This is a genomic window from Streptomyces sp. NPDC004561, assembly GCF_053602155.1.
Genome location: NZ_JBSGDB010000001.1, coordinates 38,565 through 63,785 on the forward strand (window position 1 = coordinate 38,565; position 25,221 = coordinate 63,785).

Sequence of the window (25,221 nt, forward strand, 5' to 3'; positions counted from 1 at the left end):
CGCACGCACCTGCGACAGGGCCGATCGGCCCGGTTGGCGGCCCGTCCGGCCCATGGCCCGCTTCCCGCCCGGGCAGGGACGATCAACTGCCCGATTCAGGCTTCATTCAGGCTTCATTCAGGCTTCTTCGATTCGGCGCGGAGAAAGGACTGCCAGAGTTGATCGCTGTTGTGGGACACCGTGACCTCACCGCCCTCACGTTGGAGCTGCTGGAAGAGGAACTGCGCCGGCGTCTGGTCGACTTCGCGCGGGCGGGCAGAACAGGGCTGGTGCGTGCCGGGCAGGGGCTGCCGGTCGCCTTCGGACGGGCCGCTCGCTCCGCGGGGCTGGCGCTGGTCACCGTCCTGCCCACCAGGAACGGCCTGCCCGGAGCTCTCGATGCGGGCGATCGCAAGGCGGCCGGGGAACTGCTCCTGCTGTCGGAGCAGGTGCGGCTGTTGGAGTACGACCCGTGCGATCGTGGTGCCTGCGTGGGCGCGGACGAGAGCCTGCTGCGTTCGTGCACGCGCCTGCTCGCGGTGTGGGACGGCTCTCCGTCCAACGGCCGGGATGCCACAGCCCATCTCGTGGCCTTCGCCCGCAGCAGCGGTGTCGACGTCGAGATCCTGTGGCCCGACGGAGCCGGCCGCTTGCCGTCGGCCGGGACGTCCTCGTCCCGGCCGGAGCTCGGTGGTACGTGGAGCGGCGACGAAGCCGAACCGGCAGCCGCCGCAGCCGATGCCTGCTGCAGGTAAGGGGCCCGACCCCAGGAGCCGCGAGGGATTCAGCGTGAGTTCCATGCCGGGGCAGGCACGATTCCCGCGCCCCGGATGCCGCGGCGGCGGCCGTCCTCTCCGCGTTCTGCCTCCGGGCCGGACGGCCCCGCTTCGGACCGGTCGGCCCCTCGCCCGTTCCCCATGGGCGCCGCACGCTGGACATGTCAGCCCGAACACACCGACCGGGAGGCCGGCCATGAACACCCCGAGCATGCTGCGCGCACTGCCCACCGAGCACCGGCATCGGCTGATGCGCCTCGCCCGAGAGGTGTCCTTCCCGCCCGGGACGCGCGTGTTCAACGAAGTCGGGCGGGCGGACCGGTTCTGGATCATCCGCACCGGCTCGATCGAGCTCGACACACACGTGCCTGGCCGGCGCAGCGCTGTCATCGAGACGCTCGGTCCCAACGAACTCGTCGGTCTTTCCTGGTTGTTCGCGCCGCATGTGTGGCACCTGGGCGCCACGGCGGCGACCCCGGTGCGGGCCTACGAGTTCGACGCCACGGCCGTCCGCTCCCTCTGCCAGGACGACCCCGCACTCGGCCTTGCCGTCACCCAGTGGGCCGGAGACGTACTGGCGCACCGCCTCCGCACCACCAGGACCCGGCTGCTGGACCTCTATGCCCCCTACGGCGCCGGAAGCACTGCGTGAGCGGGCCGACGCGCGGCACGGGAGTGACCACGGCGTTCAAGGAGTTCGTACGGCAGATGCGGGACCGGGAGGCCACCACCCTGCCTGTCCTCAAGGGCGAGGCCCCGCGTGGTCGGCGTCGCGTCCGGGGCCGACCCGCGGCCCGAGGAGTCGCGCAGGCCGACGTGACAGCTGTCGGTCCGCAGAATGGTCTCAGCGGCCCTGCTGCCTCTGCCGGTCCTGCACCTGAGTGGCGATGACGGCGGCCTGGATACGGCGCTCCACGCCGAGTTTGGCCAGCAGGCGCGAGATGTGGTTCTTCACCGTCTTCTCGGCCAGGTAGAGCCGCTGGCCGATCTGGCGGTTGGTCAGGCCCTCACCGATCAGGGCAAGGATCTCCCGCTCGCGCTCGGTCAGGCCCTGCAGTCCGTCCGGCTCCTGCTCCTCCTGCTGACCCCCACGCAGCCGGGCCATCAGCTTCGTGGTGGCGCTGGGATCGAGCAGGGACTGCCCGGCGGCCACGGTGCGCACGGCGGACACCAGGTCCGAGCCCTGGATCTGCTTGAGAACGTAACCGGAGGCGCCCGCCATGATCGAGTCCAGCAGGGCCTCCTCGTCGTCGAAGGAGGTCAGCATCAGGCAGGCCAGCTCGGGCATGCGCGACCGAAGTTCCCGGCACACCGTCACACCGTCGCCGTCGGGCAGGCGGACGTCGAGCACCGCCACCTGCGGGCGCAGCGCGGGTACGCGCACCAACGCCTGCTCCACCGTGCCGGCCTCACCGATCACCTCGATGTCCGGCTCGTCGTTCAGCAGGTCCCGCACTCCGCGCCGTACCACCTCGTGGTCGTCCAGCAGGAACACCCGGATCGGGCTGCCGACGCCGGGCTGCTCGCTGTCCGCCATCAAACCGCTCCCCATTTCCACGTTCCACACCGAGCTCCGCCCGTGAACGGAGTCGGCCTTCCGAACCGAGATCCTTCCCGCATCGGGGCCGAAGGGCCAGGGCCGACCGGCCCTGTTCTCCACACACAGTCTCCCGCGGCCGGACCCTGCCACCGCCACCGGGGGGAAGTGGCCCCGTGTTCCCCTCCTCGGCCAAGCACCGTGCCGTGTGACGGATCCCACGATCCGGACGCGTGCCGCACTGCCGGACACCGAGTACGGGCGTCCCACGGGGGGAGGTCGTACGGCCCCGCACCTCGGGCCGGACAGCCCTGGGTCCGGCCCGCTCCCCGCAGAAGGCTGGACCCGCTGCGAACCGATCCCAGAAGGAGGGGAGCACATGGCTCACAAGGACACCGGCACCCACGGCACCACCACCGTGGCCGTCCAGGTGCGCGTGGCAGGCGATGCGGACGAGGAAGCCGTCGCGTACATCCGGGAGAAGATCGACGCGGTCCTCGGCCGGCCCGGGGTGCCGGCCGTGAGCGGTGGGGTGAGGGTCACCAAGGCGGTGGCGCACCACACCGAGCAGCAGTGCCGGGCAGCCCCCGGAAAGGTCCATCGGCACATGGGATCGAACCGCGGGACCGGGTGAGAGTGAAGGCGCGGACGGCACCGATCGCTCACGGCAGCGTTCCCGTCCGCGCCCCGCCGGTCACCGCCGACGGCTCTCGCCAACGGAGGCGCTCCCCATGCCCGCCACGACACCGGAGCCCAGGCAGCGGCAACCGCCGGACGCACCGTCCGGAGGCCGGACGCAGAGAAGGGCCGAACGGCCCTGGTGCGAAGAGCTCCGGTGCCGTTCCAATGACCTGATCGGAGCGGTCCGTGGCCCCGACCGGGCGCTGCGGACAGGCAACCGCCCACGTGTCGAAGGGACGTCGCACATGCCACACCGGCGCACGGGCCGCCACCACGGCGACAGGCCACGCGACGGCCTCGCCTCGCCGGCCGGAGACACACAGCAGTGAGCAACGAAACCGCACGGAAGCCTCCCATGACCATCGACATCTCTCAGGCCCCTCCCGCAGGACCGCGCCGGAGCATCGAGCTGGACAGCGACGAAGCGTTGTGGCTGCTGGGCAGCGTGTCCTTCGGCAGGATCGTCTTCACCCGCCACGCGCTGCCGACGATCCGCCCGGTCAACCACGTCCTGGACAACGGCGACATCATCATCCGCACCCACGAGGGCGCGGCACTGACCGCGCGCGCCGGGCAAGCCGACGGCCAGGGCGTCGTGGTGGCGTACGAGGCCGACTCCATCGACCCCGACACCCACCTCGGCTGGAGCGTCGTGGTCACGGGCTACGCCCACCTCGTGACCGGCTCGGAAGAACTGGCCCGCTATCAGGGGCTGCTCAGTCCCTGGGTGAACCAGACCATGGACTACGCGGTACGCATCCGGCCCGACCTGATCACCGGCGTCCGGCTCACCGAGGACGGCAACCGGACGGTGCCTGATTGAAGTACGCGGAGGGGTTTGCTCCAGAACGTCACCGAGGTCCCGGCCAGTCGTGACCAGGCGGCTCAGAGGCGTTGGCGATGTTGCCCGCTGTCGCTCGGGCCAGGGCGGGTCCGGGAGCGGAAGGTCCGCCGGTAGGTGTCGGGAGGCACGCCGACCGTGCGGTTGAAGTGCCGGCGCAGTGTCGTGGCCGTGCCCATGCCGGTGGCCGCAGCGATGGCGTCGACGCTGTCGTCGGTGGTCTCCAGCAACTCCTGGGCGTGGCGGATCCGCTGGGTCAACAGCCATTGCAGCGGCGTGGTTCCGGTGACCGACTTGAAGTGACGGCCCAGGTTGCGTGAGCTCATCCGTGCTTGGCGGGCCAGGTCCTCCACGGTCAGCGGCTGGTCCAGACGCTTGATCGCCCAGGGGAACAGCACGGCGAGCGGGTGGTTGTCCGGGGCGGGCACCGGAGTGGTGACGAACTGGGCCTGACCGCCGTCCCGGTGAGGCGGCACGACCAGGCGCCGGGCGACGGTGTTGGCGATCGACGCACCGCGGTCGAGGCGGACGAGGTGCAGGCACAGGTCCATGGCGGCGGCTTTGCCGGCAGAGGTGAGGACGCTCCCGTTGTCCACGTAGAGGACGTCGGGGTCCACCGTGACCTGGGGGTAGCGGGCGGCCAGTGCTCGGGTGTGCGCCCAGTGCGTGGTCGCGCGCCACCCGTCGAGCAGGCCCGCGGCGGCCAGCACGAACGCGCCCGTGCAGAGGGAGGCCACGCGTGCGCCGGCATCGTGGGCCGCGCGCACCGCGTCGACCAGTTCTGCGGGCGGGTCCTCATCGATGTCGGCCCAGCCCGGGACGATCACGGTGTCGGCGCCCGGGAGCCAGTCGAGGCCGCGGTCGGGCTCCAGCGCGAATCGGCCGGCCCGCACGGTGCCCGGCCCGCAGACGACGAGGTCGTACCAGGGGCCTGGCACGTCGGCGGGGGCGGAGCCGAAGACCTCGTAGGCGAGGGACAGTTCGAAGTGCAGCATCCCGTCGGTGACGGCCAGCGCGACAGTGGTCATGTCCGGAATTGTATGGGCCATGTCGTTCCAGACACTCGCGCCGGGCGCTCGTTCTCGACAGGATGTTCCCCAGACAGGTCGTCGCAGATCATTCGAGTACGGGGGAAGACCCATGGGATCGGGACTCAAGGTGGCGGTGTTCGGCGCGTACGGGCACACCGGGCGCTTCGTGGTGGCGGAGCTGCTGGACCGGGGATTCGTCCCGGTCCTCTCCGGGCGCGACGCCGAGAAGCTGAAGGCGCTGGCGTCGTCCGAACCGGGACTGGACGCCCGCCCGGCCTCGGTCGATGACCCGGCCTCACTCGACCGCGCGCTGGCCGGTACGGCAGCCGTGATCAACTGCGCGGGGCCCTTCGCCACGACGGCCGCCCCCGTGATCGAGGCAGCGCTGCGCGCCGGAATCCCGTATGTGGATGTGGCGGCCGAGATCGAGGCCAACATCGACACCTTCGCCCACTTCACCGACCGTGCCCGTGCGGCAGGAGTGGTGATCGTCCCTGCGATGGCCTTCTACGGCGGCCTCGGCGACCTGCTGACCACCGCGGCGATGGGCGACTGGACGACGGCCGACGAAGCGCACATCGCGTACGGGCTGAACAGTTGGCACCCCACCGCCGGGACACGTGCCGCGGGCGCGGTCTCCCGGGAGCGGCGGGGCGGCCGGCGTGTCCGTTACACGAACGGACAGCTTGAGTACCGTCATGACGAGGCCCCGACCCTGCAGTGGCCGTTTCCCGACCCGATGGGCCCCCGGACCGTCATCGGGGAATTCACGATGGCTGACGTCGTCACCGTTCCCAGCCACCTGTCCATCCCGGAAGTACGCACCTACATGACGGTCGAGGCGGCCAGGGACCTCTCGGCCCCGGACACACCGACACCGGCCGCGGTCGACGAGAACGGGCGGTCCGCGCAGACCTTCCTCATCGACGTCGTCGTGCGCTCCGACGGCAGCGAACGGCGCACCGTGGCGAAGGGCCAGGACATCTACGCCGTCACCGCGCCGCTCGTCGTGGAAGCCGTGGACCGCATCCTCACGGGACGGACCACGAGGGTCGGTGTCGCCTCCGCCGGCGAACTCTTCGACGCGCCCGACTTCCTGCGCGCACTGTCCCCGCACATCTCCCTGGAAGTGCACGCCTGACAGTCAGCCGCGGCTCTCAGCGGATCCTGGGAACTGTGACTACGAGGACTGATCAGGGGCACTCGAAGCTCAGGCCCCGCCGCGTCCCCCCGTCGCGGCGGGGCCGCCTTCCCCGCAGCGACTTCGAACGCTTTGTCACAAAAGGGACACATCACCCTCATGGTGGCCGCCGGCCGTCCACCATCAACCACATGCGACGCACCATCACCACCACCGCGGCTGCCGCCGTCCTCCTGACCCTCGCCGCATGCGGCAGCAACGCCAAGTCGGTGTCCTCCACGGACAACGCGGGGAAGTCCGCCGAGCCCGCCACGGCGGCCGGCAGCGAGCTCGCCGCCCACGACGCGTTCACGAAGCTCTCCGGCCAGGTCACGACCGCGAAACTGTCCGGCACCGTCACGGCGGAGAACGACCCGAACCACCTCCTCGGCCGCCCCGGTCAGTACACCTCGAAAATCACGTTCGAAGACACGCGGATCCCGGCCGGCAAGGTCACCGGCACCCACAAAGGCGACGTCGAACGGGGCGGCTCCATCGAAGCGTTCGCCACGTCCACCGATGCGCAGACCCGTGCGAAGTACGTCGAGGCCGTCACGGAGAGCATGCCCGCGCTCGCCGAGTACGACTACGTCCACGGCAACGTGCTCGTCCGGGTCTCGCACGACCTCACGCCCAGGCAGGCAGCCGGGTACAGGACCGCTGCCGACGGTCTGAGCTGAGGCCGATTCAGACCGGGCAGCGCCACGCGCATCGGGACAGGGCCGCGCGAATCGTCGGCGGATCGGACGGAAGCACCGCCCGCACGGTCAGGCAGAATGCGGTCGCATGACACACCACGCAGTCGACTGGTCGCGGCTCAGGCACGCGTACGGCCCGGCGGACGACATACCTGGCCTCTTCGCCCGCCTTACCGGCGGCCAGGAGGACGAGCCGGTCTGGCGCGACCTCTGGTCGTCGCTGTGTCATCAGGGCACCGTGTACGACGCGGGCTATGCCGCCCTGCCGGTCCTCGCGGACATCGCGACCGGACGTGCGCCGGGCGAGCGGAAGCAAGCGGTGCTCATGGCGGGTCTCATCGTCGCCGAGGCCGACACGGCGCAGCGCGCCCTGTACGACTCCCAGATCGCCGCATTGGCGCCCGCAGCCCGCGCCTGCCTGGCCGAGGTCCCCGTCGAGGAGCCGGAGACCTTTGTGTACCTGGCACAGAGCCTGCTCGCGTTCGACGACGTTCCGGTCTGGTCTCAGCGGCTTGAACTGCTCATCGACGAACTCGAGGCCGAATGCCCGGAGTGCGAGGCCCTCACCTGCGTTCAGCTTGGCGAACTCGCGGACGAGTGTGATGCCGAACTGCACCCGGCAACCCCGGACGAGCTGACCGGCACCGGCGCTGGGATCTACGCCATGGCGCATGACGCCGGTCAGGAGCAGGTCGCCGTCTGGGTGACACGCCTCTTCGGACGTGCGACGTGCTCGGAGTGCGAGACCAGGTTCGTGATCGCCGAGAGCGTCACCGACTAGCGCCTGTCAGGCACCCCGAATGGCCGAGCGCGTGCAGGATTTCCAGATCGTTCGTCACGAACCGATCACGGCCAACCCCGCACCACGCGCCACGCGTTGAGGCTGTAGTGTCCGCCACGATGGACGGTTCGGCAGGAGAACCTCAGCCACCCTGGGATGCCGTGGCCCCGCTGGCGCGGGCGGCGCGGACCGGCGACGCGCTGGCGATGGACGAGGTGCTGACCGTGGTGACGCCGTATGTGACCCGGCTGTGCCGGCCGATCGCCCTGTCGGACTGCGAGGACGCCGTCCAGGAGGCCCTGACCGCGGTCTTCGTCGGGATACGGGGGCTGCGCGATCCGCAGGCGTTCTACGGCTGGGTGCGCACCGTCACCGTGCGCGAGGCGGTGCGGGTGGCGCGGCGAACCGCCGTCGAGCGGGCCGCCGATCCCGACGAAGTCGCCCGCCTGCGCGGCCTCGTCGGCGTCGGGGACGGCGAGTTGTCGGCACAGGTACGGGACGTGCTCGCGCGGATGCCCGTGCATCATCGCGCCGTACTCGTCCTGCGCGAGCTTGAGGAGCTTGATGAACGAAGTGCGGCCCAGATACTGGACATCGCGCCGGGTACGGTCAAGTCCCGCCTGCACCGGGCCCGTTCGGCGTTCCGGAAGGCATGGCAGCAATGAGCGTTGATGCCGTGACCCGGCTGCGGCTGCTGGCCGCGGGCCTGCACACCACGTTGTACGCGGAGGAGCGCCTGGAGCTGCCGTACGACAGGGTGTGGGCGGTCGCCTCGGACCTGGCGGACGAGCTGCCTCACCTTGTGCCCCTGTTGCGCGAGTTCCGCGTGCCGCCCGGCGACGCCGATCGCCAGCGCGCCTTGGCGGTGGGCCCGTTGGGCTTCCGCAGCGCCTTCGAGGTGCGGCTGGCTCCCGGCTGGTGTCTGATGCAGTCGAGTCTTGTGGTGGGGGGTATGGCCGCCGTACCGGAGGGCGACGGCACGCGCTTCGCCATGCTCGGCGCGGCGCGTCCCGCCGCCCTGCGGCCGATTCAGTGGGCGTACGCCCTCGGGTCCCGCCGCAGCCGTGCCTTCATCCGGAAGGTCGCACTGCGGGCGGCCCTGCGCCCGTAGTCGTTCAACGACCCGTCGCGAACAGCTCGTTCATCGCCCCGGCAACCGCATGGGGATCCTCCCGGGGCAGAAAGTGGCCGACGCCTGGCACGATCCGTACGGTGAGATCGTCCGCGTGGCTCTCGCCCCCGGCCAGCATGGACGGCGGGAACACGTTGTCCCGCTCACCCCCGAGCAGCACGGTCGGGACGGTCAGCCGCTGCCTGCGCCACTTGCCGCTCAGCAGCGCCGGGATCTCCCGGACCACGAACTGCCAGAACATGGCCTGCCCGGCATGCGCGCCGGCCCGGGCCGCGGCACTGTACTCCGCGAGTTCGTCGGCTTGCCAGACCGACCGGTCGGCGACCTGGTGGCGCAGCAGGAAGCGGGCGAAGGCCGGCCAGTGGCGCAGCACGGCCCGGCCGATCACCGGATACTCGATGAAGGCGGTGTACCACTGCCGCCACAGGTTCGGCAGGACGGCCCGCTGCCGGGCCCACGGGTGCGCCGCGTTGAGCGCCAGGTGACCACTGAACCGTTCCGGTGCCCGCAGACACAGCCGGAAGCCCACGTGAGCACCCCAGTCGTGGCCGACCAGATCCACGCGATCGAGCCCGAGTGCGTCCAGCAGTGCGAGCATGTCGTCGCACAAGCCGTCGATGTCATAGCCGCGCCGGCTCTGCTCCGACCAACCGAAGCCCCGCAGATCCGGGCAGATCAGCCGTCGCCCCGCGGCCGACAGGGCGGCGACGCGGTGCCAGGCGAACCAGTGCTGCGGAAAGCCGTGCAGCAGCAGGACCGGTGCCCCGGTCCCGTACTCGGCGACATGCATCCGGATGCCGCGCACCTCCAGCCAACTGTGCTTCGCCCCTTCGGCGTTCGGGAGCGGTCTGTCGACGCCGGCCGTGATCGAGGTTGTGCTCGATGTCATGGGAATCACCTCTCGCCTTCGGCGGGCCCGCTGAGGGCCCACGTCGGCATGCCAGGAGGTGGGACCGAGCCAAAACGTTCCCTTCCCTGGGCTGAAACCTTCTGGGCTTCGCGTATGAAGGGGCGGACCTGGCCTACGCCCCCGCCGAACGGCGGCTCAGGACCGGCTCGGCCAGTAGTCGCGCCATCCCGCAGAGGGTCTGGCCGTGTTGGGCGAAGAGTTCGTCACGCGAGTCGAAGTGGCCGAGGTCCGCCAGGACGTAGGCCGAGAGGTCGCACGCGGCGCCGGAGGACGGGCAGACCGTCGCGCCGTCCCAGTCGATCGCCGTCCTGGACAACGCCTCGAAGAGCGTCTCGGGGCCGACGTTGGTGAAACCACCACCGCCGCCTTCGCTCAACTCGTCCAGATCGCCGAAGAGTTCCGAGACCCTCAGCCAAGGCGCGGTGAGGTGGTCGGCCGGTGACAGCCCCTCAAGGCGGAACTCCGGCCAGGCGAGCACGACTTGGTGCGGGACGATTCGCTGGAACCGGGGGAAGCGCGGATACCAGAACCGCCCGTCCACGACCAGGCCACGCACCCGGGTGGCCACCCCGGATGCACGCGCTACGGACTCCAGTACCGCCAGTCGCTGGCTGCACGAGCCGCGGCGACGGCGAAGCACCTCCGACACGGGGCGCTCGTCCTGAACGGAGTACACCGGCTGCACAAGTGAGGCGATCCGGCGGTGAGCCCGGCGCAGGGTGGCTATTCGGTGAGCGGTACCTGAGGGGCCCTCCGAGTCCGTCGGGATGTCGATCCGTCGGAGCAGTGAGACAACACTCGGGTGCTGCCAGTCGAGAATCCGTGTGGGGACCGTGCTGCCCGCAGCCTCTCCCCCGCCGGTCGTGCGCGTGCGGACACGGCCTCGCGGCGTGAGAAGCGAACTCGTCATGATCGTCATCCTCTCGCCCGGCACCTTCAGGTGGCAGACGTATCGTGCCAGGAAAATTGAACACGTTCAACTATGGGGTGCCATAACTCCCGCACGGGCCCGGCCGCAATTCGCTTGACACGGCCACCGATCAACGCAGCATTGTGGCGGGACACCACGCGTCGTGGTGTCGTCATCGCAGGGAGGCAGCGGCAACAATGGAGATTCGCCCCACGTCCGACCAGGACCTCGACGTCTTCGTCGACACACTCCATGCCGCATTCGGACGCTTCCCGGAGACCCCGGCCGCGGGCGGAGGGGGATGGTGGTCGGCGTTCGAAATGGACCGCAACCTGCTCGCCATGACGGCGGACGGGCGGCCTGTCGGCACCGCCGGTGCGTACTCCTTCGAGCTCACCCTGCCCGGTGAGATCCTCGTCCCGACCGGCGGGGTGACGGCCGTCGGCGTCCTGCCCTCGCACCGGCGTCAGGGCGTGCTCAGCGCGATGATGCGTCGTCAGCTCACCGAACTGCGGGACCGGGGGGACTCCCTCTCCGTGCTGCTTGCCTCCGAGGCCCTGATCTACCGCAGGTTCGGCTACGGGCCGGCGACCTACACGCAGCGCCTGACGGTGCCGCGCCACAAGTCCGCCCTCGCCCTCCCCCGGGCACACGGAACGGCCGACGCCTCAGCGACCGGCACGGACACCGGCACGATCGAGGTGCTGCGGCGTGCCGAGTGCGGCGAGGTCCTGGAGGAGGTCTACGACCGCTACCGCCGCGCGCAGCCCGGCGCGGTGTCCCGGCCGCACCGATGGTGGTCCTCGGGTGCGGGGCAGCCCCCGGTCTCTCCGGCGCCGCGCTACGTCGCCGTCCACCGTGACGCCGACGGGGTCCCGGACGGGTACGCCAGCTACTGCGTCGGCGAGCCGTCCACCCTGACGGTCGACGAGACCATAGCCACCGACGACGCCGTCTTCACGGCACTGGCCCGGTTCGTGCTCGGACACGACCTGGTCACTCAGGTCGTGTTCAAGCACTTCCCGCCCGAGCATCCGCTGCGCTGGCAGCTTGCGGACTTCCGCGCCGGCGAGGTGAGCGGCCACACCGACTGGCTCTGGGTGCGGCTGCTGGACGTCCCGCGTGCGCTGACCACGCGCGGCTGGTTCACGGACGGCGAGCTCGTCCTCGACGTCGACGACCCGTTCCTCGGCGAGCACGGCCGCTGCTTGCTGACCGTCCGGGACGGCAAGGCCGAGTGCGTCCCGACGGACCGGGAGCCCGACCTGTCCCTGGACGTGAGCGACCTGGGTTCGGTCTATCTCGGCGGCACCGCCCCGAGCACGCTCGTGCGTGCCGGACACATCCGGGCCCACCGCCCGGGCGCGGCCACCCTCGCGGACGCACTCTTCCGCGCCGAGCGCACTCCGCACTGCCTGCACTGGTTCTGACCACACGCCCGCCCACGCCGCCCAGGTCTCGTCGCGCGCCGTTCTCTTCGGCAGGCCGTCGCCCGCCCGGGCCTCGCGCAGGGAGGAAGATGGACACCTGCTGAGATACTCCGGCCATGGATGCTGGGCTGGTGGGGAGCAGTACGCGCTCGGACCTGGGGGCGCGTGCGCAGAGGGTGTCGGCGGGGGGTTCGGGCTGGATGCTGCGTTCCGCGGTCGCGGCGGACATCGAGGTGATCGCGGAGTTGCGGGCCACGGTGATGCGTGCGGATCTGGAACGCCTCGGGCGCTACGACGAGCACCGGGTGCGGCAGCGGTTGAGGGATTCGTTCTCCTCGCGGCACACGTCGGTCATCGTGGTCGACGGCGGACTCGGAGGTTGCGTCACGGTCCGGCCTGCCGGAGACGGGCAGTGGCTGGAGCACTTCTACCTCGCTCCGGAGTGCCAGGGCCGAGGGCTCGGATCCGCCGTCCTCGGCGCCGTGTTGGAACGCGCGGACGCGCAGGGGACGGCGGTGCGGTTGAACGTCCTGCAGGGCAGCGCCGCCCGCCGGCTCTACGAGCGCCACGGATTCGTCGTGGAGAGCCAAGACCCCGTCGACGTCTTCATGGTGCGCCGGCCGGGGGCGAGCCGCGCAGGGAGCGGCTGACCGAAATGCTGCGAGGGGACAGGCCCTTCGACGGACCCCCTGCGGCCGACGACTCTCCAGTGACGGTCAGTCGTCCGTTTTGATCTTCTTCATCGTGAGGTGGGACTCGACGCGCAGGATGCCGGGGAGACCGGTGAGCTTGCCGGTGAGGAAGGCGTTGTAGGCGGCGTGGTCGGCGACGGCGACGCGGAGGAAGTAGTCGGGGCGGCCGAACATCCTGCGGAACTCGATGACCTCTTCGTAGGAGGCCAGCGTCTCCTCCAGCGTCTCGATGGTCTTCAGGTCGTTGGCATAGACCTCGATGTCGATCATGACGTCCAGGCCGCGGCCGACGGCTTCCGGGTTGATGACGGCGCGATAGCCGGTGATGACTCCGGCGTCTTCCAGGCGTTTGAGACGGCGCAGGCACGGCGGCGGGGTCAGGCCCACCCGCTTGGCCAGTTCGACGTTGGTCAGCCGTCCGTCCTGGCGCAGATGGAACAAAATTTCTCTGTCGATCGCATCCAGGGTGATTTGATTGCTCACAGAATCAGGATAGAGGAATTACAGGAAACCATATGTGGTGGAAATCCTACTAAAATTTCAGCATGCGAACGCCTTCGGTCGCTGTGACCGATTCTCCTCGTCCTGCCCCCGCCTCTCCGCCTCGTCAGCGGTCCGAGGCGCCGGCGGCCCTGACGGACTCCGCCTCCGTGGGTCTGGGCCTGCTGCCGCTCGGACTCGCCTTCGGGGTCCTCATCACCCATGCGGGCCTGCCCTGGTGGTGCGCGAGCCTGTTCACGGCCGTCGTCTACGCCGGTTCGTTCGAGTTCCTCCTCGTGAACCTGGCCCTCGCGGCCACGCCGCTCGCGACGGTCGCGCTGACCGCTTTCCTGGTCAACGTCCGGCACGTGTTCTACGCGCTGTCCTTCCCGCTCGACCGTGTACGGGGGCGTCTCGCGAGGACCTACAGCACCTTCGCCCTGACCGACGAGGCGTACGCCCTGACCACCGGCGAGCAGGCCCGGTCCTGGTCCGGCGCGCGCATCGTGTGGCTGCAGATGTTCATGCAGCTGTACTGGGTCGGCGGCGCCACCGCGGGCGCCCTGCTCGGCTCGGTGGTACCCGCCGGCGTCACCGGCCTGGACTTCGCGATGACCGCCCTCTTCGCCGTCCTGGCCCTGGACGCCGTCCGGGAACGGCGTGGCGACCTGCCCACCCCCGTCCTCGCGCTGCTCAGCGCCCTGGCCGCGCGCCTGCTCCTTCCCGGTCAGATGCTCCTGGCCGCCTTCACCCTGTTCACCGCCGTGCTCCTGGCCCGGCACTTCGCCGCCGACAGGCGAGCCGGTGAGAGGTCGTCCCATGCCTGACACCCGCTACCTGCTCCTGGCCGTCGCCGTCTCGGCCGCCGTCACCTGGGCGCTGCGTGCCCTGCCCTTCACCGTCCTGGCCTCGCTGCGCGCCAGCAAGACCGTCCAGTACCTCGGCGCCCGCATGCCGGCCGGTGTCATGGTGATCCTCTTCGTCTACTGCCTGCGCGACCTCCCGCTGCCCCAGCCGCGCGCCGCCGCGCCCCTGGCCGCCCTGGCCGTCACCGTCGGGCTGCACCTGTGGCGCCGTAACGCCGTGCTGAGCATCGTCGGCGGCACCGCCGTCAGCGTGGCCCTCGCCAGCACCGTCTTCGCCAACTGACCCGCGCTTCGTGCGTCACAGCGGCCCCGGGACGGACCACGCCGCGAAAGCAATCACCGGGCGGTGGCCGGACGCGTCCACCGCCCGCCGCCCGTGATGCGCGCAACGGGCCAACGCACGAGTCTGGAAGGCGATGCCCGAAGCTCGGTCGAGCGGCTGACCGGAGCCGGCGATCGACAACCCGTGGAGGTTCGCCATGAAGGATCTGCCCCCGCCGCCCAACCCGACGCTGGAGCCCGCGGCCAGGGAACTCTCCGACGCCACCGCCGCCCATCCCCGCATCTACGAGGTTCCGCCCGAGCAGGGGCGTGACATCCTCTCCGGCCTGCAGACCGGAGAGGGCGTGGCCAAGCCGGAGATCGACGAGGAATGGATCACCGTCGACGCCGGCGAATGGGGCACCGTACGGGCCCGCGTCGTCAAGCCCAAGAACGCCGACGGCCCGTTGCCCGTGATCTTCTACATCCACGGTGCCGGCTGGGTCTTCGGCGACGAGAACACCCACGACCGTCTCGTGCGCGAACTGGCCGTCGGCGCGGGGGCGACCGCCGTGTTCCCCGTCTACGACCGGGCTCCCGAGGCCCGCTACCCCAGCCAGATCGAGCAGAACTACGCCGTCGCCCGGTGGGTCGTCGAGCAGGGCGCCGGGCACGGGCTCGACGCCTCCCGCATGGTGGTCTGCGGCGACTCCGTCGGCGGCAACATGGCCGCCGTCCTCGCACAGATGGCCAAGGACCGCGGCGGCCTGAGCCTCGCCGCGCAGGTGCTGCTCTACCCGGTCACCGACGCGAACTTCGACAGCGCCTCCTATCTGCAGTTCGCCGAGGGCTACTACCTCACCCGGGACGCCATGCTCTGGTTCTGGGACCAGTACACGACCGACGACGTCCAGCGCAAGGAGAGCTACGCGGCCCCGTTGCGCGCCTCGCTCGACGACCTCAAGGGTCTGCCGCCGGCCGTCGTGATCACGGACGAGGCCGACGTACTGCGCGACGAGGGCGAGGCCTACGCCGCCCGTCTGCGGGAGGCCGAAGTCCCGGTCACCGCCGTACGCGTCCTCGGCATGGTGCACGACTTCCTGATGCTCGACAGTCTCCGCGACTGCCACGCCACCAACGTGGCCCGCCGGATCGCCATCGCCGCCATCAAGGACGCCCTGCACGGAAACTGACGGCGCCTCTCCGACGACCCGGGGCGCCGAGCCGGCCGAGCGGCACAGCGGCCCCTGTGCCTCCGGCCTGGCTGCCTGTGGCGCGCCCGGGCCCCGGAGTCGCGACTCCTCCGGGGTGCCGTCGCTGCCGGGCCGGTCGGCGGCCCCTGCGCGCCGAGCTTCGGAGCGCCGCCGATCATCGCCGGACTCCTGATCGGGCCGGTCGGTCTGCGGGGCACCGTCCTCGGCTGCGGCGTCGCCGTCCTCCTGGCCGCGGCCGTGGGACTCGTCGCGCAGTGCCGCGTCGGGTGCGGCAGTCGCTGCGCAGTCGCCGCCCGGAGAGGGCGTGTGCGCCCGTCTCCGCCGGCGTCAGACAGAAGGTGAGGACCCCATGACCACCGTCGAGGACAGGAACAAGGCCATCGTCCGCGAGGCTTTCGACGCTCTGTTCAACGAGCGCGACTACGCCGCCGCCGAGCGGTTCTGGTCCCCCGACTACATCCAGCACAGCGCCCACATCGCGCCCGGCCGGGAGGGCCTCTTCGACCTGGTCAGGAGCCTCCCGCCGGAACTGAGGCACGAAAGCGAACTGATCATGGCGGAAGGCGACATGGTCATGGTGCGGGGCCGCTTCTCGGGGCAGGGTCGGACGGCTCCGTGGATCGCCGTCGACTTCCTCCGCCTCGAGGACGGCGTCCTGGCGGAGCACTGGGACGTGATCGAGGCGGAGGCCTCCCGGGCCCAGTCCCTGAGCGGGCTGCCGATGTACGGCGAGGTGTTCCCCGAGGAGCGCTGAGGCCGAGCGTCCGGAGGGGGTCCCATGGCGCCCCCACCGCGATGCCGCTGTGGCGGCGTGGGCGACCCGTTGGGCAGCCCCTTGACCTAGTTGATCCCGAGTGTGCGGAACGTAGGAGGCGATCGTCGTGTCCGTCCATCCTGTGCTGGTGACCGGCGTCGGAGTCGATGGCGTCGGACGAGCAGTCGTCGAGCGGTTGCACGCGGAAGGTGTGCCGGTCCGGGCGCTGGTGCACCACGACGACGAACGGGCCTCGGCGTTGCGGGCCATGGACGGCGTGGAGGTGATGGCCGGCGACCTCACACGGGGCGGCGACGTGCTGAGGGCCCTGGCGGGCTGCCGCCGGGCCTACTTCGGGATGAGTGTGTCGCCCGTGTATCTGGAGGCCGCGACGACGGTCGCGGCGGCCGCCCGGGAGGGCGGCGGCCTGGATCTGCTGGTGAGCATCTCGCAGATGACGGTTTCGCAGATGGATCTCACCAGTGACACGGAGTCCCGGCAGCAGCGAAGCCACTGGCTGGCCGAGCACGTCCTCGACTGGTCGGGCGTGCCGGCCGCCCATGTCCGGCCCACGGTCTTCATGGAGAACCCGCTCTTCGCCCGTGCCGCCGTCGCCTCGATCCTGCGCGACGGCACGATCCGCCTCCCCTTCGGCTCCGCCCGGACCTCGCCGGTCGCGGCGGCGGATGTGGCCGAGGTCATCGCCACACTCCTGCTAGGCCCGGCTCCGCCGTCCGGACGGATCCACGAACTCACCGGGGCACGCTCCCGCGACATGACCGCCATCGCGGCCGAGTTCGCCGCCGCCCTGGACCGCCCGGTGACCTACGTCGACGTGCCGTACGAGGAGTGGCTGGAAGGCGACCTCAAGAAGCTGGGTCTGCCGCCCCACGTCCACGAGCACATCGCCACAGTGGCGCGGCTGCATCGGGAGAACCGGTACGACCGCGCCACGAACGACATCGCCGAGCTGCTCGGGCGCCCTCCGCTCGGGTTGGACAGCTTCGTCAGGAACACGCCCGCGCTGTGGCCCCAGCCCGAGCCTGTTCCGCCCGAGGGCGGAGGGAGAGACGGGGGCTGACCCCGTAGGGCCTGATCCGCTCACGGAGACCCCGGCGCCTCGGCCACCTCGGGCCATCACCCTTGACAGGCGAGTCTCATAAAGCAACTCTGGAGGTCAGACCCGTCAACGGCAAGGAGGCCGACGGCCTTGGAATGGACAGGCGCGCGCTACGCGGACACACCCACGGTCGAGGTGCGCACGTGGATCGATGCCTCACCGGAGAAGGTGTGGGCCGTGGTCAGCGACATCGAGCTGATGCCGGGTATGAGTGCCGAACTGCGGTCCGTCGAATGGCTCGACGGTGCCGCCGGCCCGGCGGTGGGGGCCAGGTTCGTCGGCCGCAGTGAGCACGAGGCGTTCGGGAAGTGGGAGACCACGTCCCATGTGGTCGAGTGCGAACCGGAGTCGACCCTCGCCTGGGCGGTGGAGGATCCGTCCGACCCCTCCGCGGTCTGGCGCTTCCGGTTGCTGCCCGAGGGCGGCGGGACCGAACTCTCGCAGTGGATGCAACTGGGCCCGGGGCACTCCGGGTTGTCCGTGGCGATCGACCGGATGCCGGAGAAGGAACAGAAGATCGTCTTCGTGCGGATGCGCGAGTTCGAGCGTGGCATGACGCACACGCTGGCGCAGATCAAGAAGCTGGCGGAGGCGTGATGCGCACGGCCACCACGATCGAGGCCTCGGGCGGCGAACACTGGTCCCGGCAGGCGGACTTCGTCGTCGAGTCCGAGAAGCTGGGCCTGGACGTCTGCTGGGTCGCCGAGGCCTGGGGCTCCGACGCGCCCTCCGCTCTCGGCTACTTCGCGGCACTCACCGACCGACTGCTGCTGGGCTCCGGTGTGATGCAACTGGGCACACGGACCCCGACGGCGATCGCACAGACCGCCGTCACCCTGTCCAATCTGTCGGGCGGACGCTTCCTGCTCGGCCTCGGCGCGTCCGGCCCCCAGGTGATCGAGGGGCTCCACGGAGTGCCCTTCGCCCGGCCGCTGAGGCGTATGCGCGAGACCGTGGAGATCGTGCGCCGGGTGCTCGACGGCGGGCGACTCTCGTACTCCGGAGCGGAGTTCACCATCCCGCTGCCGGGAAGCGAGGCCGTCCCGATGCGGCTGTCGATGCGCGCCGAGCACGAGGTTCCCGTCTACCTGGCCTCGCTGTCCCCGGCCATGCTCCGGCTGACCGGCGAGGTCGCCGACGGCTGGTTGGGCACCAGCTTCGTCCCCGAGGGTGCGGGCGAGGCGTACTTCGCGCACCTCGACGACGGTTTGGCCCGCAGCGGCCGTACACGTGCGGACCTGGACGTCTGCCAGGGCGCCGAGGTCGCCTTCGCCCCCGATGAGGAGGCGCTCGGCGCGATGGTCGCCGGGCGCAAGAAGGAACTCGCCTTCAGTCTGGGCGGCATGGGGTCGTCGTCCACCAACTTCTACAACAACGCCTACAGCCGCCAGGGTTGGGCCGAGGTCGCGGCCGAAGTGCGCGAACGGTGGCAGGCCGGCGACCGGGACGGCGCGGCCGCCCTCGTGACCGACGGGATGGTGCTGGGCACGACGCTGATCGGTACGGAGGCCATGGTGCGCGAGCGGCTGGCGGTCTGGCGCGACGCAGGCGTCACCACGGTCCGCCTCTACCCGGCCGGGGAGACCCAGGAGGCCCGGCTCACCACGCTGGCCAGGGCGATCGAACTGGTCCACGAGGTCGACGGGGAGTCCTGAGCCAGTAGGGCCTGGCCGCCCCGCGGATGGCCATCGGCTCCGGCGGCCACGACCGGGCAGCCGGCGCCGTGCGTCGGCTGCCCTCAGTCGTCCAGTTGGAACCGTCGGCGGATGTCCGGACGTTCGAGGAGTCTCTCGGGATAGCCGGGGCCGGGGCGCGCAGTGACGTCCTCCCAGGCCAGCGGCTCCTTGCAGTGCGAGCACACCACCTCGCCCTGGGCATCGTGGCCGCAGGTCTCGTGGTGGGTGACGACCGGTGGCCCGTCGTCGCCCGCCAGCCACCGGTCGCCCCAACGGGTCATGGCGAGGATCACGCCGTAGAAGTCACGGCCGGACTCGGTCAGCACGTACTCGTGGCGGACCGGCTGCGTCTCGTACACCTGCTTCTCGAGGAGCCCCGCCTCCACCAGCCGGCGCAGCCGCTCCGCCAGGGTGTTGCGTGCGATGCCCAGTTCCTGCTGGAATTCGTCGAACCGGCGGATCCCGTAGAAGGCCTCCCTCAGGACCAGGGGCGTCCACCAGTCGCCCAGCAGGTCCATGGTCCTCGCCACCGAGCACGGCCAGTTCGCGAACGACGTGCGTCTCATACTGCGATGGTACGAGTCTTCCAGTGAGACTCAGCAGGTCGGATCCTTCGCCCTGCCGAAGCCGAGCGCAAGGACGGCTCGTTCAGGAGAGCCAGTCGGTGTAGTGGGTGGGGGCGATCCGGGCGTCGCCCCGGGCGGTGAGGACGTCGCCGGGGACCGCGGCGAACAGACCCGCGGTGTCGTCGGTGACGACAGTGCGGCCGTCGCCCTTGGCGGTCACGATCAGACGGCCGAGTTCGTCGAGCGGGAAGACATCGGGGCCCGCGATGTCGACGACGCCGTTCAGGGGGCTGCCCGCGGCGACCTCGGCGACGGTGCGGGCCACGTCCGCGGCGGCGATCGGCTGGATCGGCGTGCGGGGCAGGCGGACTGTGTCGCCCTCGGTCGTCATGGCGAGGGTCGCGTCCATGAACTCCATGAACTGCGTGGCGCGGACGATGGAATACGGGATCGGCCCGGACTTGAGGATGTCCTCCTGGAGCACCTTCGCCCGGTAGTAGTCCAGACCGGGCACCTGGTCCGCGCCGACGATCGAGAGGATGACGAAGTGGCCGACTCCGCCCTTCTCGCTCGCGGCGAGGAGGTTGCCCATCGTGGTCCGGAAGAAGGCGATCGAGGCGTCGTCGAAGGTCGGGGAGTTCGTCAGGTTGACGACGACGTCGGCATCCGCCACGGCCGCCTCCAGGCCCTGGCCGGTGAGGATGTCCACGCCCGTGGACAGGGAGTGCGGTACGGCCTGGTGGCCGGCGGCGTCCAGGTTCGCCACCACCCGTGATCCGATCCGCCCGGTTCCGCCGATCACTGCGAACTTCATGGCACACACCTTCCCTCGATTTCCCTCGATCACCTATGTCCGATATATACCGCAAATGGCCTTGATCGCCGCCCCGAGCCGCCGGGGGAGTTCCGCCACCCGCCCCGCCGACGGCTGATCGAGTACAGACGCACAGCCGCCCCGGAGGGATCCGGGGCAGCCGGTGTCCCGCACGCCGTGTCGGCAGCCTGCCGCCATCGCGAGTTTCGGCCGGCCGGCGGCAGGAAACACTGCACTGCGATCACAGGGGTTACGGGCACGGCCTGCTGGGCGAGGGGCCGGCCGTCGAGCAAAGGATGCGGCGGATGACAGCGGACGGGACGGCCGGAACGGCCGTGGTGACCGGGGCGTCGTCGGGGATCGGTGCCGAGTACGCCGTACAGCTCGCCCGGCGGGGCTGGGACCTGGTGCTCGTCGCCCGTCGGGGCGAGCGGCTCGCCGCGCTGGCCGAGGGATTGCGCGAGAAGACCGCGGCGGCGGTGGAGACCGTGATCGCGGACCTCTCCCACTCGTCGGACCTCGCCAAGATCGCCGAGCGGGTCGCCGGCCCCGATGTGGCGCTGCTGGTGAACAACGCCGGGATCAACGGGTACGGCCCGTTCGCCGAGGTCGACCCCGCGTTGCAGACCAAGGTGCTCGACGTGAACGTCGTGGCGCCCACGGTGCTGACCCGGGCGGCCGTCGCGCCCATGCTGGCGCGCGGCGGGGGCGCGATCGTCAACGTCGCCTCACTGCTGGCGTTCGCCGGGGCCCTGCCGCCCGGTCCCCTCCCCCACCGGGCCGTCTACGCGGGCACCAAGGGCTACATGGTGACGTTCACCAGGACCCTGGCGGCCGAACTGGCCGGCACACCGGTGCGCGTGCAGGTCGTCTGCCCCGGACTCACCGCCACCGAGTTCCACCTCGGCACGGGTGAGACCCCGGTGCCCGGGGCGGCCCGGGTCCACGACGAGGGCGGCATGACCGCGTCCGACGTGGTCACCGCCTCCCTCGCCGCACTGGAGACCGGGGAAGTGGTCTGCGTGCCCGGCCTGTCGGACGCCGAGGCCGTGGCCGCACTGGCCGACGCGGAGAGGGCCCTGCGCGAGGGCTCCGGTACCTCGATGGCCGCCCGTTACCGCACGGCGGAACGCCCAGGCGGGTGACCTCTGCGGCGGCGGACGGCGGGGACCGCTGATGACGGCCCAGGAGGCGGGCCATCCGTCTCCCGGGCCGCAGGTGGAGGTTTGCTCCACCTCCCGCTCACTCCTCTCCGCCGTCGCGCCCCTTGTCATGGGTGTCCTCGGGCGCGGTGTCGGGGCCCTGCGCGCGGACCCGCTGTACGTGTTCCAGGGACTCCCGCAACTCGGTGAGCCAGTCGTCCGTGTGGCGCTGGACCAGGCGCACGCACCACGCCAGGGCGTCGCTGCGGCTGCGGGCGACGCCACCCGCGATCAGGGTGTCGAGGACCTGGCGCTCGGGCTGGCGCAGCCGGGTCATGACGGGTGCGGCGACATGCGTGAACAGGGCGCGTTCCCCGGCGCACTCCACACCCCAGGACACCTTGCGGCGGAAGCGGTGCTCAGCGTCCCGGGCGACCGCGATCCGTGCCTCCCGGGTCCGCTCGCGGAACTCCTGGACCCGGCCCTGAATCGCCGCCTCACGCTCGTTGGGCGACGCGTCGTCGGTGAGCCGGGGTGCGGCGATACGGCCGACGACGGTGATCTCCTCGCGGTCGACGGTCACGTCGACCACTTCCTCGAACAGGTCGTCCGGCAGACGGCCGGCGAACCAGCCGCGCAGCTTCTCTCGTTCCTCTGCCGTAATCATGTAATGACGATTACTCCGCAGCGGAGCGAATGCAAGAGGCTGCGGGGGCAGTCCGCCGAGAGCGGAACGCCTGGCAGTACCTCGCGGCGGGACCCTGGTGCGGCCGGTGTCAGTCCTCCGCGCGCTGGGTGACGTGGGCTCCGGTGCGGTCGCCGAGGAATTCGTACCAGCGGCGCGTGAGGCACACGTAGCGGGTGTCGGCCTCGACCAGGGCCAGGAAGGCACGCAGGGTCTCGGCGAGGCGGCCTTGCAGGCCCTGGTCGGTCAGACTGCCGTCGGGGGCGAACGCCTGGTGGGCGGCAGCGAGGCTGAACATGTCGGGGTAGACGCGCGTGCCGAGGTGTTCCAGGGGGACGCGCAGGGCCCACAGGCCGCGGTTGCCGCCGATGAGAGACGGGGAGGCGGACAGCAGCAGTGCGTGGGTGTCCTTGAAGGGCTGGGGGCGGATGCGGGAGACCCAGTCGATGGCGTTTTTCAGGGCGCCCGGCACCGAGGCGTTGTACTCGGGGGCGGCGATGACGATCGCGTGGGCGTCGGCGATGCGCCGGCCCAGGTCCAGAGCGGCCTCCGGGACGCCGTCGGCGGTCTCGACGTCACCGTCGTACGGGGGCAGGGAGAAGCCGCGCAGGGACGCGTGGTCGACCACGGATCCGCTCTCGGCGGCAAGGCGTTCGGCCAGACCGGCGAGGCGCGTGTTGAGGGAGTCCTTGCGCAAGGAGGCGCTGAGGATGAACACCCGCAGGGGTTCGGGGCCGTCCTGTGTCGACATGGACATAAGTCCTTCCACCGAGCCGGGCGTGCAGCGGAGAGTGCCCTCGGCAACCCCCCTGCCGTGGCGGTCTCAGCCTGGCGCCGGTCACACCCCCGCGCCCGGTGAGCGGTGCTGTACGGGTGACGCGCCCAGGTGCCCCTGAGCGCTCGGGAGGCCTGGTGCCGGCCAGGTCCACCCGCACCGGAGCTGCGCCCTTCCGTCACGGGTCCTGACGTGAAGTGGCCCCCGTCATCGCTCAGTTCGCCTGGACCGGGACGGGTGCCATGGCCCGGTGGCGGGCCGCGCGGTCGAGTGCGTACTGGACGATGAGACAGGCGGCACTCCAGCAGGCGAGGAGGGTGAGCCCCGTGGCGAGGTGTGCGCTGTGGAAGTAGGACGCCGCGCGCAGGGCGCGGACGGCGATGCCCGGCGGCAGGGCGTAGGCGAGGGGGGACAGCCATGCGGGCAGGTACTGCGGGGGCAGGATGCCTCCGCTGGACGCGTTGCCGAGGATGAGCAGGACGATGGAGGCCAGCGGGATCCCGGCGGGCCCGCACGCGCGCATGATCAGACCGGCGGAGGCGGCCATCGCGAGCGCCAGCAGGGCGGCGACGCCCGCGGTGGTGGTGAAGGCGGCCGGGATCGCGCCGAGGGCCAGGCAGGCGATGGCGGCGACGACCAGACCGGAGGCCACGGAGAAGGCGGCCATGGCGGCCGTGCGTGCGGCCAGAGCCATGCGGGGGGCGATCTGGTAGGAGGACACGGCGAAGAGGTAGCCGGCCAGGACGACTCCGAAGCACGAGTAGAAGATCGACAGTCCGCGGGAGTCCTGCGGGTCGAGCGGCACCACGTCACTGACGGGGACGGGATGGCCGAGCGCGGCGGTCAGGGTGGCCTGGACCGCTCCCGTGGCCGAGGGTCCCTGGGCGCCGGCCACCAGCAGCTTCAGATGCCGGTGCGGGTCGGTGACCAGGGCGGCGCCCAAGTCGCCGCGTTCGATCGCGGCGCGGGCGGCCGCCGCCCGCGGGTAGCGGTGGAAGCTGACGGCCTGGCCGTCGAGGTCGTTGACCGCCAGTTCCACGTGCGCCGCGGTGGTGTCGGGGGCGGCTATGCCCAGCGGCAGGCGGTGGGAGGCGGGGGCGTGGAAGGCCGCGAGGAAGACGGCGACGAAGGCGGCGCCGACGAGCAGTGAGGTGATGACCGGAACGGTGATCGCTTTGCGGAGCGGGGCCGCGGCCGCCAGGACGGCGGGCGGTATGCCGTGCTCGGCGTCGTCCAGGTGCGGGTGAGGGGGCTGCCGGTCCATGTGGTCGGCACGGTGGCGGGGCCGGCCGGGCTCGACGGTGGCCGGGGAGCTGAGGGCGTTCTGAGAGGGCATGGCTTCTTCTCGTCGGCTACGGGGCTGCGGGCGCGGGCTGCGAAGAGCGCAACCCGTCGGCTGCGGGACTGCGGGGAGCACAAGGGGGCGCGGTCAGACGCGGTGCCGGTCTTCTCTTCGCGGCACGGCGCGAGCGCTCGGGCGCGTCAGAAGAAGCCGCCGTCGAGGGGGAGGGTGCGGCCGGTGAGGTACGCCGCGTCGTCGGAGGCGAGGAAGGCGTACCCGGCGGCGACCTCCTGCGGGCTCGCGAGGCGGCCGAGCGCGCCGTGGACCTCGAGCCACTGGGGCAGGGACATGGTGTCGCGGAGCTTGGGGTGCTGGTAACTGGCGCCGTGTTCGGCGGCCATGTCGGTGGCGGTACCGCCGGGGGCGATGGCGTTGATGGTGATGCCGCGCCCGCCGAGTTCCGCGGACAGGTTCAGGACCATCGACTCCACGGCCGCCTTGGATGCCGCGTACAGGGTGTGTCCGAAGACGGCCCGGGAGGCGCTGACGGAGGAGGTGAGCACGATCCTGCCGCCGGCGCCCATGCGGGCGGCCGCCTGCTGGGCGGCGAAGAGCTGACCGCGGGTGTTGACGGCGAAGACGCGGTCGAAGTCGGCCGGAGCGATGTTCTCCAGCGCGTCGAAGTGCTCGACGCCCGCGCACGAGGCCAGGACGTCGATCCGGCCGAACCGGTCCATCGCCTGCTCGAACAGGGCCCTGGTCTGGTCGGGGTCGGTGACGTCGGCGCGCAGCGCGAGCGCGCGGCCGCCGTCCGCGTCGAGCGAGGAGACGAGCTCTTCTGCCGCCTGCTCGTTGCCGCGGTAGCCGATGACGACGGCGGCGCCTTCCGCGGCCAGGCGGGTTGCGACCGCCGCGCCGATGCCCCGGCTTCCGCCGGTGACGACGGCGACTTTCCCTGCGAAGCGCGAACAGTGCACTGCGGTCATGGGACGGGTTCCTTCCACTGGT

At 71.1% G+C, this 25,221-nt stretch carries 30 protein-coding genes; 19 read left to right on the forward strand and 11 right to left on the reverse strand.

Annotated features, from left to right (window positions below):
- Positions 1-158: 158 nt before the first annotated feature.
- Together ACWEN3_RS00150 and ACWEN3_RS00155 are read left to right on the forward strand one after the other, a co-directional pair.
- Positions 159-734, forward strand: a complete 576-nt coding sequence (locus ACWEN3_RS00150) for a hypothetical protein (protein WP_452963695.1) — start codon at positions 159-161, stop codon at positions 732-734.
- Between the two features lie 217 nt (positions 735-951).
- Entirely contained in the window at positions 952-1,407 is a 456-nt protein-coding gene (locus tag ACWEN3_RS00155; RefSeq protein WP_452963697.1) for a cyclic nucleotide-binding domain-containing protein, read from the forward strand.
- Positions 1,408-1,599: 192 nt separating this feature from the next.
- Here the strand turns inward: ACWEN3_RS00155 and ACWEN3_RS00160 are convergent, their stop codons facing one another.
- Positions 1,600-2,292, reverse strand: coding sequence for a response regulator (locus ACWEN3_RS00160; RefSeq protein ID WP_452963699.1), 693 nt, complete (start codon positions 2,290-2,292; stop codon positions 1,600-1,602).
- Positions 2,293-2,671: 379 nt separating this feature from the next.
- Between ACWEN3_RS00160 and ACWEN3_RS00165 the strand changes: the two genes are divergently transcribed.
- Positions 2,672-2,926: a hypothetical protein gene (locus ACWEN3_RS00165; protein WP_452963701.1), complete on the forward strand. Its 255-nt coding sequence runs from the start codon at positions 2,672-2,674 to the stop codon at positions 2,924-2,926.
- Between the two features lie 402 nt (positions 2,927-3,328).
- On the forward strand, positions 3,329-3,796 hold the full coding sequence (locus tag ACWEN3_RS00170) for a pyridoxamine 5'-phosphate oxidase family protein (RefSeq protein ID WP_452963702.1): 468 nt from the start codon (positions 3,329-3,331) through the stop codon (positions 3,794-3,796).
- A 62-nt stretch (positions 3,797-3,858) separates the two neighbouring features.
- Here ACWEN3_RS00170 and ACWEN3_RS00175 read toward each other — a convergent pair whose 3' ends face one another.
- Entirely contained in the window at positions 3,859-4,842 is a 984-nt protein-coding gene (locus tag ACWEN3_RS00175) for a helix-turn-helix domain-containing protein (RefSeq protein WP_452963704.1), read from the reverse strand.
- A gap of 112 nt (positions 4,843-4,954) precedes the next feature.
- Between ACWEN3_RS00175 and ACWEN3_RS00180 the strand changes: the two genes are divergently transcribed.
- From ACWEN3_RS00180 to ACWEN3_RS00200, 5 genes are all read left to right on the forward strand, one after another.
- The gene (locus ACWEN3_RS00180) at positions 4,955-5,986 is read left to right on the forward strand and encodes a saccharopine dehydrogenase family protein (protein WP_452963706.1); all 1,032 of its coding nucleotides are present in this window, start codon (positions 4,955-4,957) and stop codon (positions 5,984-5,986) included.
- Positions 5,987-6,177: 191 nt separating this feature from the next.
- Positions 6,178-6,705, forward strand: coding sequence for a hypothetical protein (locus tag ACWEN3_RS00185; protein WP_452963708.1), 528 nt, complete (start codon positions 6,178-6,180; stop codon positions 6,703-6,705).
- A gap of 106 nt (positions 6,706-6,811) precedes the next feature.
- Positions 6,812-7,504, forward strand: coding sequence for a hypothetical protein (locus tag ACWEN3_RS00190; RefSeq protein ID WP_452963710.1), 693 nt, complete (start codon positions 6,812-6,814; stop codon positions 7,502-7,504).
- A 161-nt stretch (positions 7,505-7,665) separates the two neighbouring features.
- Positions 7,666-8,169, forward strand: a complete 504-nt coding sequence (locus tag ACWEN3_RS00195; RefSeq protein ID WP_452963712.1) for an RNA polymerase sigma factor — start codon at positions 7,666-7,668, stop codon at positions 8,167-8,169.
- Positions 8,166-8,615: a hypothetical protein gene (locus tag ACWEN3_RS00200; protein WP_452963714.1), complete on the forward strand. Its 450-nt coding sequence runs from the start codon at positions 8,166-8,168 to the stop codon at positions 8,613-8,615. The genes ACWEN3_RS00195 and ACWEN3_RS00200 overlap by 4 nt, the downstream gene beginning before the upstream one ends.
- Before the next feature lie 4 nt (positions 8,616-8,619).
- Here the strand turns inward: ACWEN3_RS00200 and ACWEN3_RS00205 are convergent, their stop codons facing one another.
- Both ACWEN3_RS00205 and ACWEN3_RS00210 read right to left on the reverse strand, forming a co-directional pair.
- Positions 8,620-9,525 (reverse strand): alpha/beta fold hydrolase, encoded by a 906-nt coding sequence (locus ACWEN3_RS00205; RefSeq protein WP_452963716.1) that lies wholly within the window; start codon positions 9,523-9,525, stop codon positions 8,620-8,622.
- Between the two features lie 133 nt (positions 9,526-9,658).
- The gene (locus tag ACWEN3_RS00210) at positions 9,659-10,465 is read right to left on the reverse strand and encodes a transglutaminase domain-containing protein (RefSeq protein WP_452963718.1); all 807 of its coding nucleotides are present in this window, start codon (positions 10,463-10,465) and stop codon (positions 9,659-9,661) included.
- 188 nt (positions 10,466-10,653) lie between these two features.
- Between ACWEN3_RS00210 and ACWEN3_RS00215 the strand changes: the two genes are divergently transcribed.
- Positions 10,654-11,886, forward strand: a complete 1,233-nt coding sequence (locus tag ACWEN3_RS00215; RefSeq protein WP_452963720.1) for a GNAT family N-acetyltransferase — start codon at positions 10,654-10,656, stop codon at positions 11,884-11,886.
- A 200-nt stretch (positions 11,887-12,086) separates the two neighbouring features.
- On the forward strand, positions 12,087-12,536 hold the full coding sequence (locus ACWEN3_RS00220) for an N-acetyltransferase family protein (protein WP_452963722.1): 450 nt from the start codon (positions 12,087-12,089) through the stop codon (positions 12,534-12,536).
- 66 nt (positions 12,537-12,602) lie between these two features.
- Here the strand turns inward: ACWEN3_RS00220 and ACWEN3_RS00225 are convergent, their stop codons facing one another.
- Positions 12,603-13,019 (reverse strand): Lrp/AsnC family transcriptional regulator, encoded by a 417-nt coding sequence (locus ACWEN3_RS00225; protein ID WP_452963771.1) that lies wholly within the window; start codon positions 13,017-13,019, stop codon positions 12,603-12,605.
- 209 nt (positions 13,020-13,228) lie between these two features.
- On the opposite strand from ACWEN3_RS00225, the gene ACWEN3_RS00230 reads away from it, so the two are divergent.
- The 7 genes from ACWEN3_RS00230 (at position 13,229) to ACWEN3_RS00260 (ending at position 18,928) form a co-directional block, all read left to right on the forward strand.
- A complete protein-coding gene (locus ACWEN3_RS00230; protein ID WP_452963724.1) occupies positions 13,229-13,885 on the forward strand; it encodes an AzlC family ABC transporter permease in 657 nt (218 codons plus the stop codon).
- A complete protein-coding gene (locus ACWEN3_RS00235) occupies positions 13,878-14,207 on the forward strand; it encodes a branched-chain amino acid transporter permease (RefSeq protein ID WP_452963726.1) in 330 nt (109 codons plus the stop codon). The genes ACWEN3_RS00230 and ACWEN3_RS00235 overlap by 8 nt, the downstream gene beginning before the upstream one ends.
- A gap of 196 nt (positions 14,208-14,403) precedes the next feature.
- Positions 14,404-15,378 (forward strand): alpha/beta hydrolase, encoded by a 975-nt coding sequence (locus tag ACWEN3_RS00240; RefSeq protein ID WP_452963728.1) that lies wholly within the window; start codon positions 14,404-14,406, stop codon positions 15,376-15,378.
- Between the two features lie 370 nt (positions 15,379-15,748).
- Positions 15,749-16,153, forward strand: coding sequence for a nuclear transport factor 2 family protein (locus ACWEN3_RS00245; RefSeq protein WP_452963730.1), 405 nt, complete (start codon positions 15,749-15,751; stop codon positions 16,151-16,153).
- Positions 16,154-16,280: 127 nt separating this feature from the next.
- Complete coding sequence (locus ACWEN3_RS00250) at positions 16,281-17,234, forward strand: NAD(P)H-binding protein (protein WP_452963732.1); 954 nt, start codon at positions 16,281-16,283, stop codon at positions 17,232-17,234.
- A gap of 129 nt (positions 17,235-17,363) precedes the next feature.
- Positions 17,364-17,870, forward strand: a complete 507-nt coding sequence (locus ACWEN3_RS00255; RefSeq protein ID WP_452963734.1) for an SRPBCC family protein — start codon at positions 17,364-17,366, stop codon at positions 17,868-17,870.
- Positions 17,870-18,928 carry an LLM class flavin-dependent oxidoreductase gene (locus ACWEN3_RS00260; protein ID WP_452963736.1) on the forward strand — a complete coding sequence of 353 codons (1,059 nt, stop codon included), beginning with the start codon at positions 17,870-17,872 and terminating at the stop codon, positions 18,926-18,928. The genes ACWEN3_RS00255 and ACWEN3_RS00260 overlap by 1 nt, the downstream gene beginning before the upstream one ends.
- An 83-nt stretch (positions 18,929-19,011) precedes the next feature.
- Here ACWEN3_RS00260 and ACWEN3_RS00265 read toward each other — a convergent pair whose 3' ends face one another.
- Positions 19,012-19,515, reverse strand: coding sequence for a winged helix-turn-helix transcriptional regulator (locus tag ACWEN3_RS00265; RefSeq protein ID WP_452963738.1), 504 nt, complete (start codon positions 19,513-19,515; stop codon positions 19,012-19,014).
- A gap of 82 nt (positions 19,516-19,597) precedes the next feature.
- Positions 19,598-20,329 carry an SDR family oxidoreductase gene (locus ACWEN3_RS00270; RefSeq protein WP_452963740.1) on the reverse strand — a complete coding sequence of 244 codons (732 nt, stop codon included), beginning with the start codon at positions 20,327-20,329 and terminating at the stop codon, positions 19,598-19,600.
- 305 nt (positions 20,330-20,634) lie between these two features.
- Here ACWEN3_RS00270 and ACWEN3_RS00275 point away from each other — a divergent pair, with 305 nt between their 5' ends.
- A complete protein-coding gene (locus tag ACWEN3_RS00275; RefSeq protein WP_452963742.1) occupies positions 20,635-21,474 on the forward strand; it encodes an SDR family NAD(P)-dependent oxidoreductase in 840 nt (279 codons plus the stop codon).
- Between the two features lie 97 nt (positions 21,475-21,571).
- Here ACWEN3_RS00275 and ACWEN3_RS00280 read toward each other — a convergent pair whose 3' ends face one another.
- From ACWEN3_RS00280 to ACWEN3_RS00295, 4 genes are all read right to left on the reverse strand, one after another.
- Entirely contained in the window at positions 21,572-22,138 is a 567-nt protein-coding gene (locus ACWEN3_RS00280; RefSeq protein ID WP_452963744.1) for a hypothetical protein, read from the reverse strand.
- A 109-nt stretch (positions 22,139-22,247) separates the two neighbouring features.
- On the reverse strand, positions 22,248-22,907 hold the full coding sequence (locus tag ACWEN3_RS00285) for an NADPH-dependent FMN reductase (protein ID WP_452963745.1): 660 nt from the start codon (positions 22,905-22,907) through the stop codon (positions 22,248-22,250).
- Between the two features lie 238 nt (positions 22,908-23,145).
- Complete coding sequence (locus tag ACWEN3_RS00290) at positions 23,146-24,267, reverse strand: ABC transporter permease (protein ID WP_452963747.1); 1,122 nt, start codon at positions 24,265-24,267, stop codon at positions 23,146-23,148.
- 146 nt (positions 24,268-24,413) lie between these two features.
- The gene (locus ACWEN3_RS00295; protein WP_452963749.1) at positions 24,414-25,199 is read right to left on the reverse strand and encodes an SDR family NAD(P)-dependent oxidoreductase; all 786 of its coding nucleotides are present in this window, start codon (positions 25,197-25,199) and stop codon (positions 24,414-24,416) included.
- Positions 25,200-25,221 lie beyond the last annotated feature (22 nt).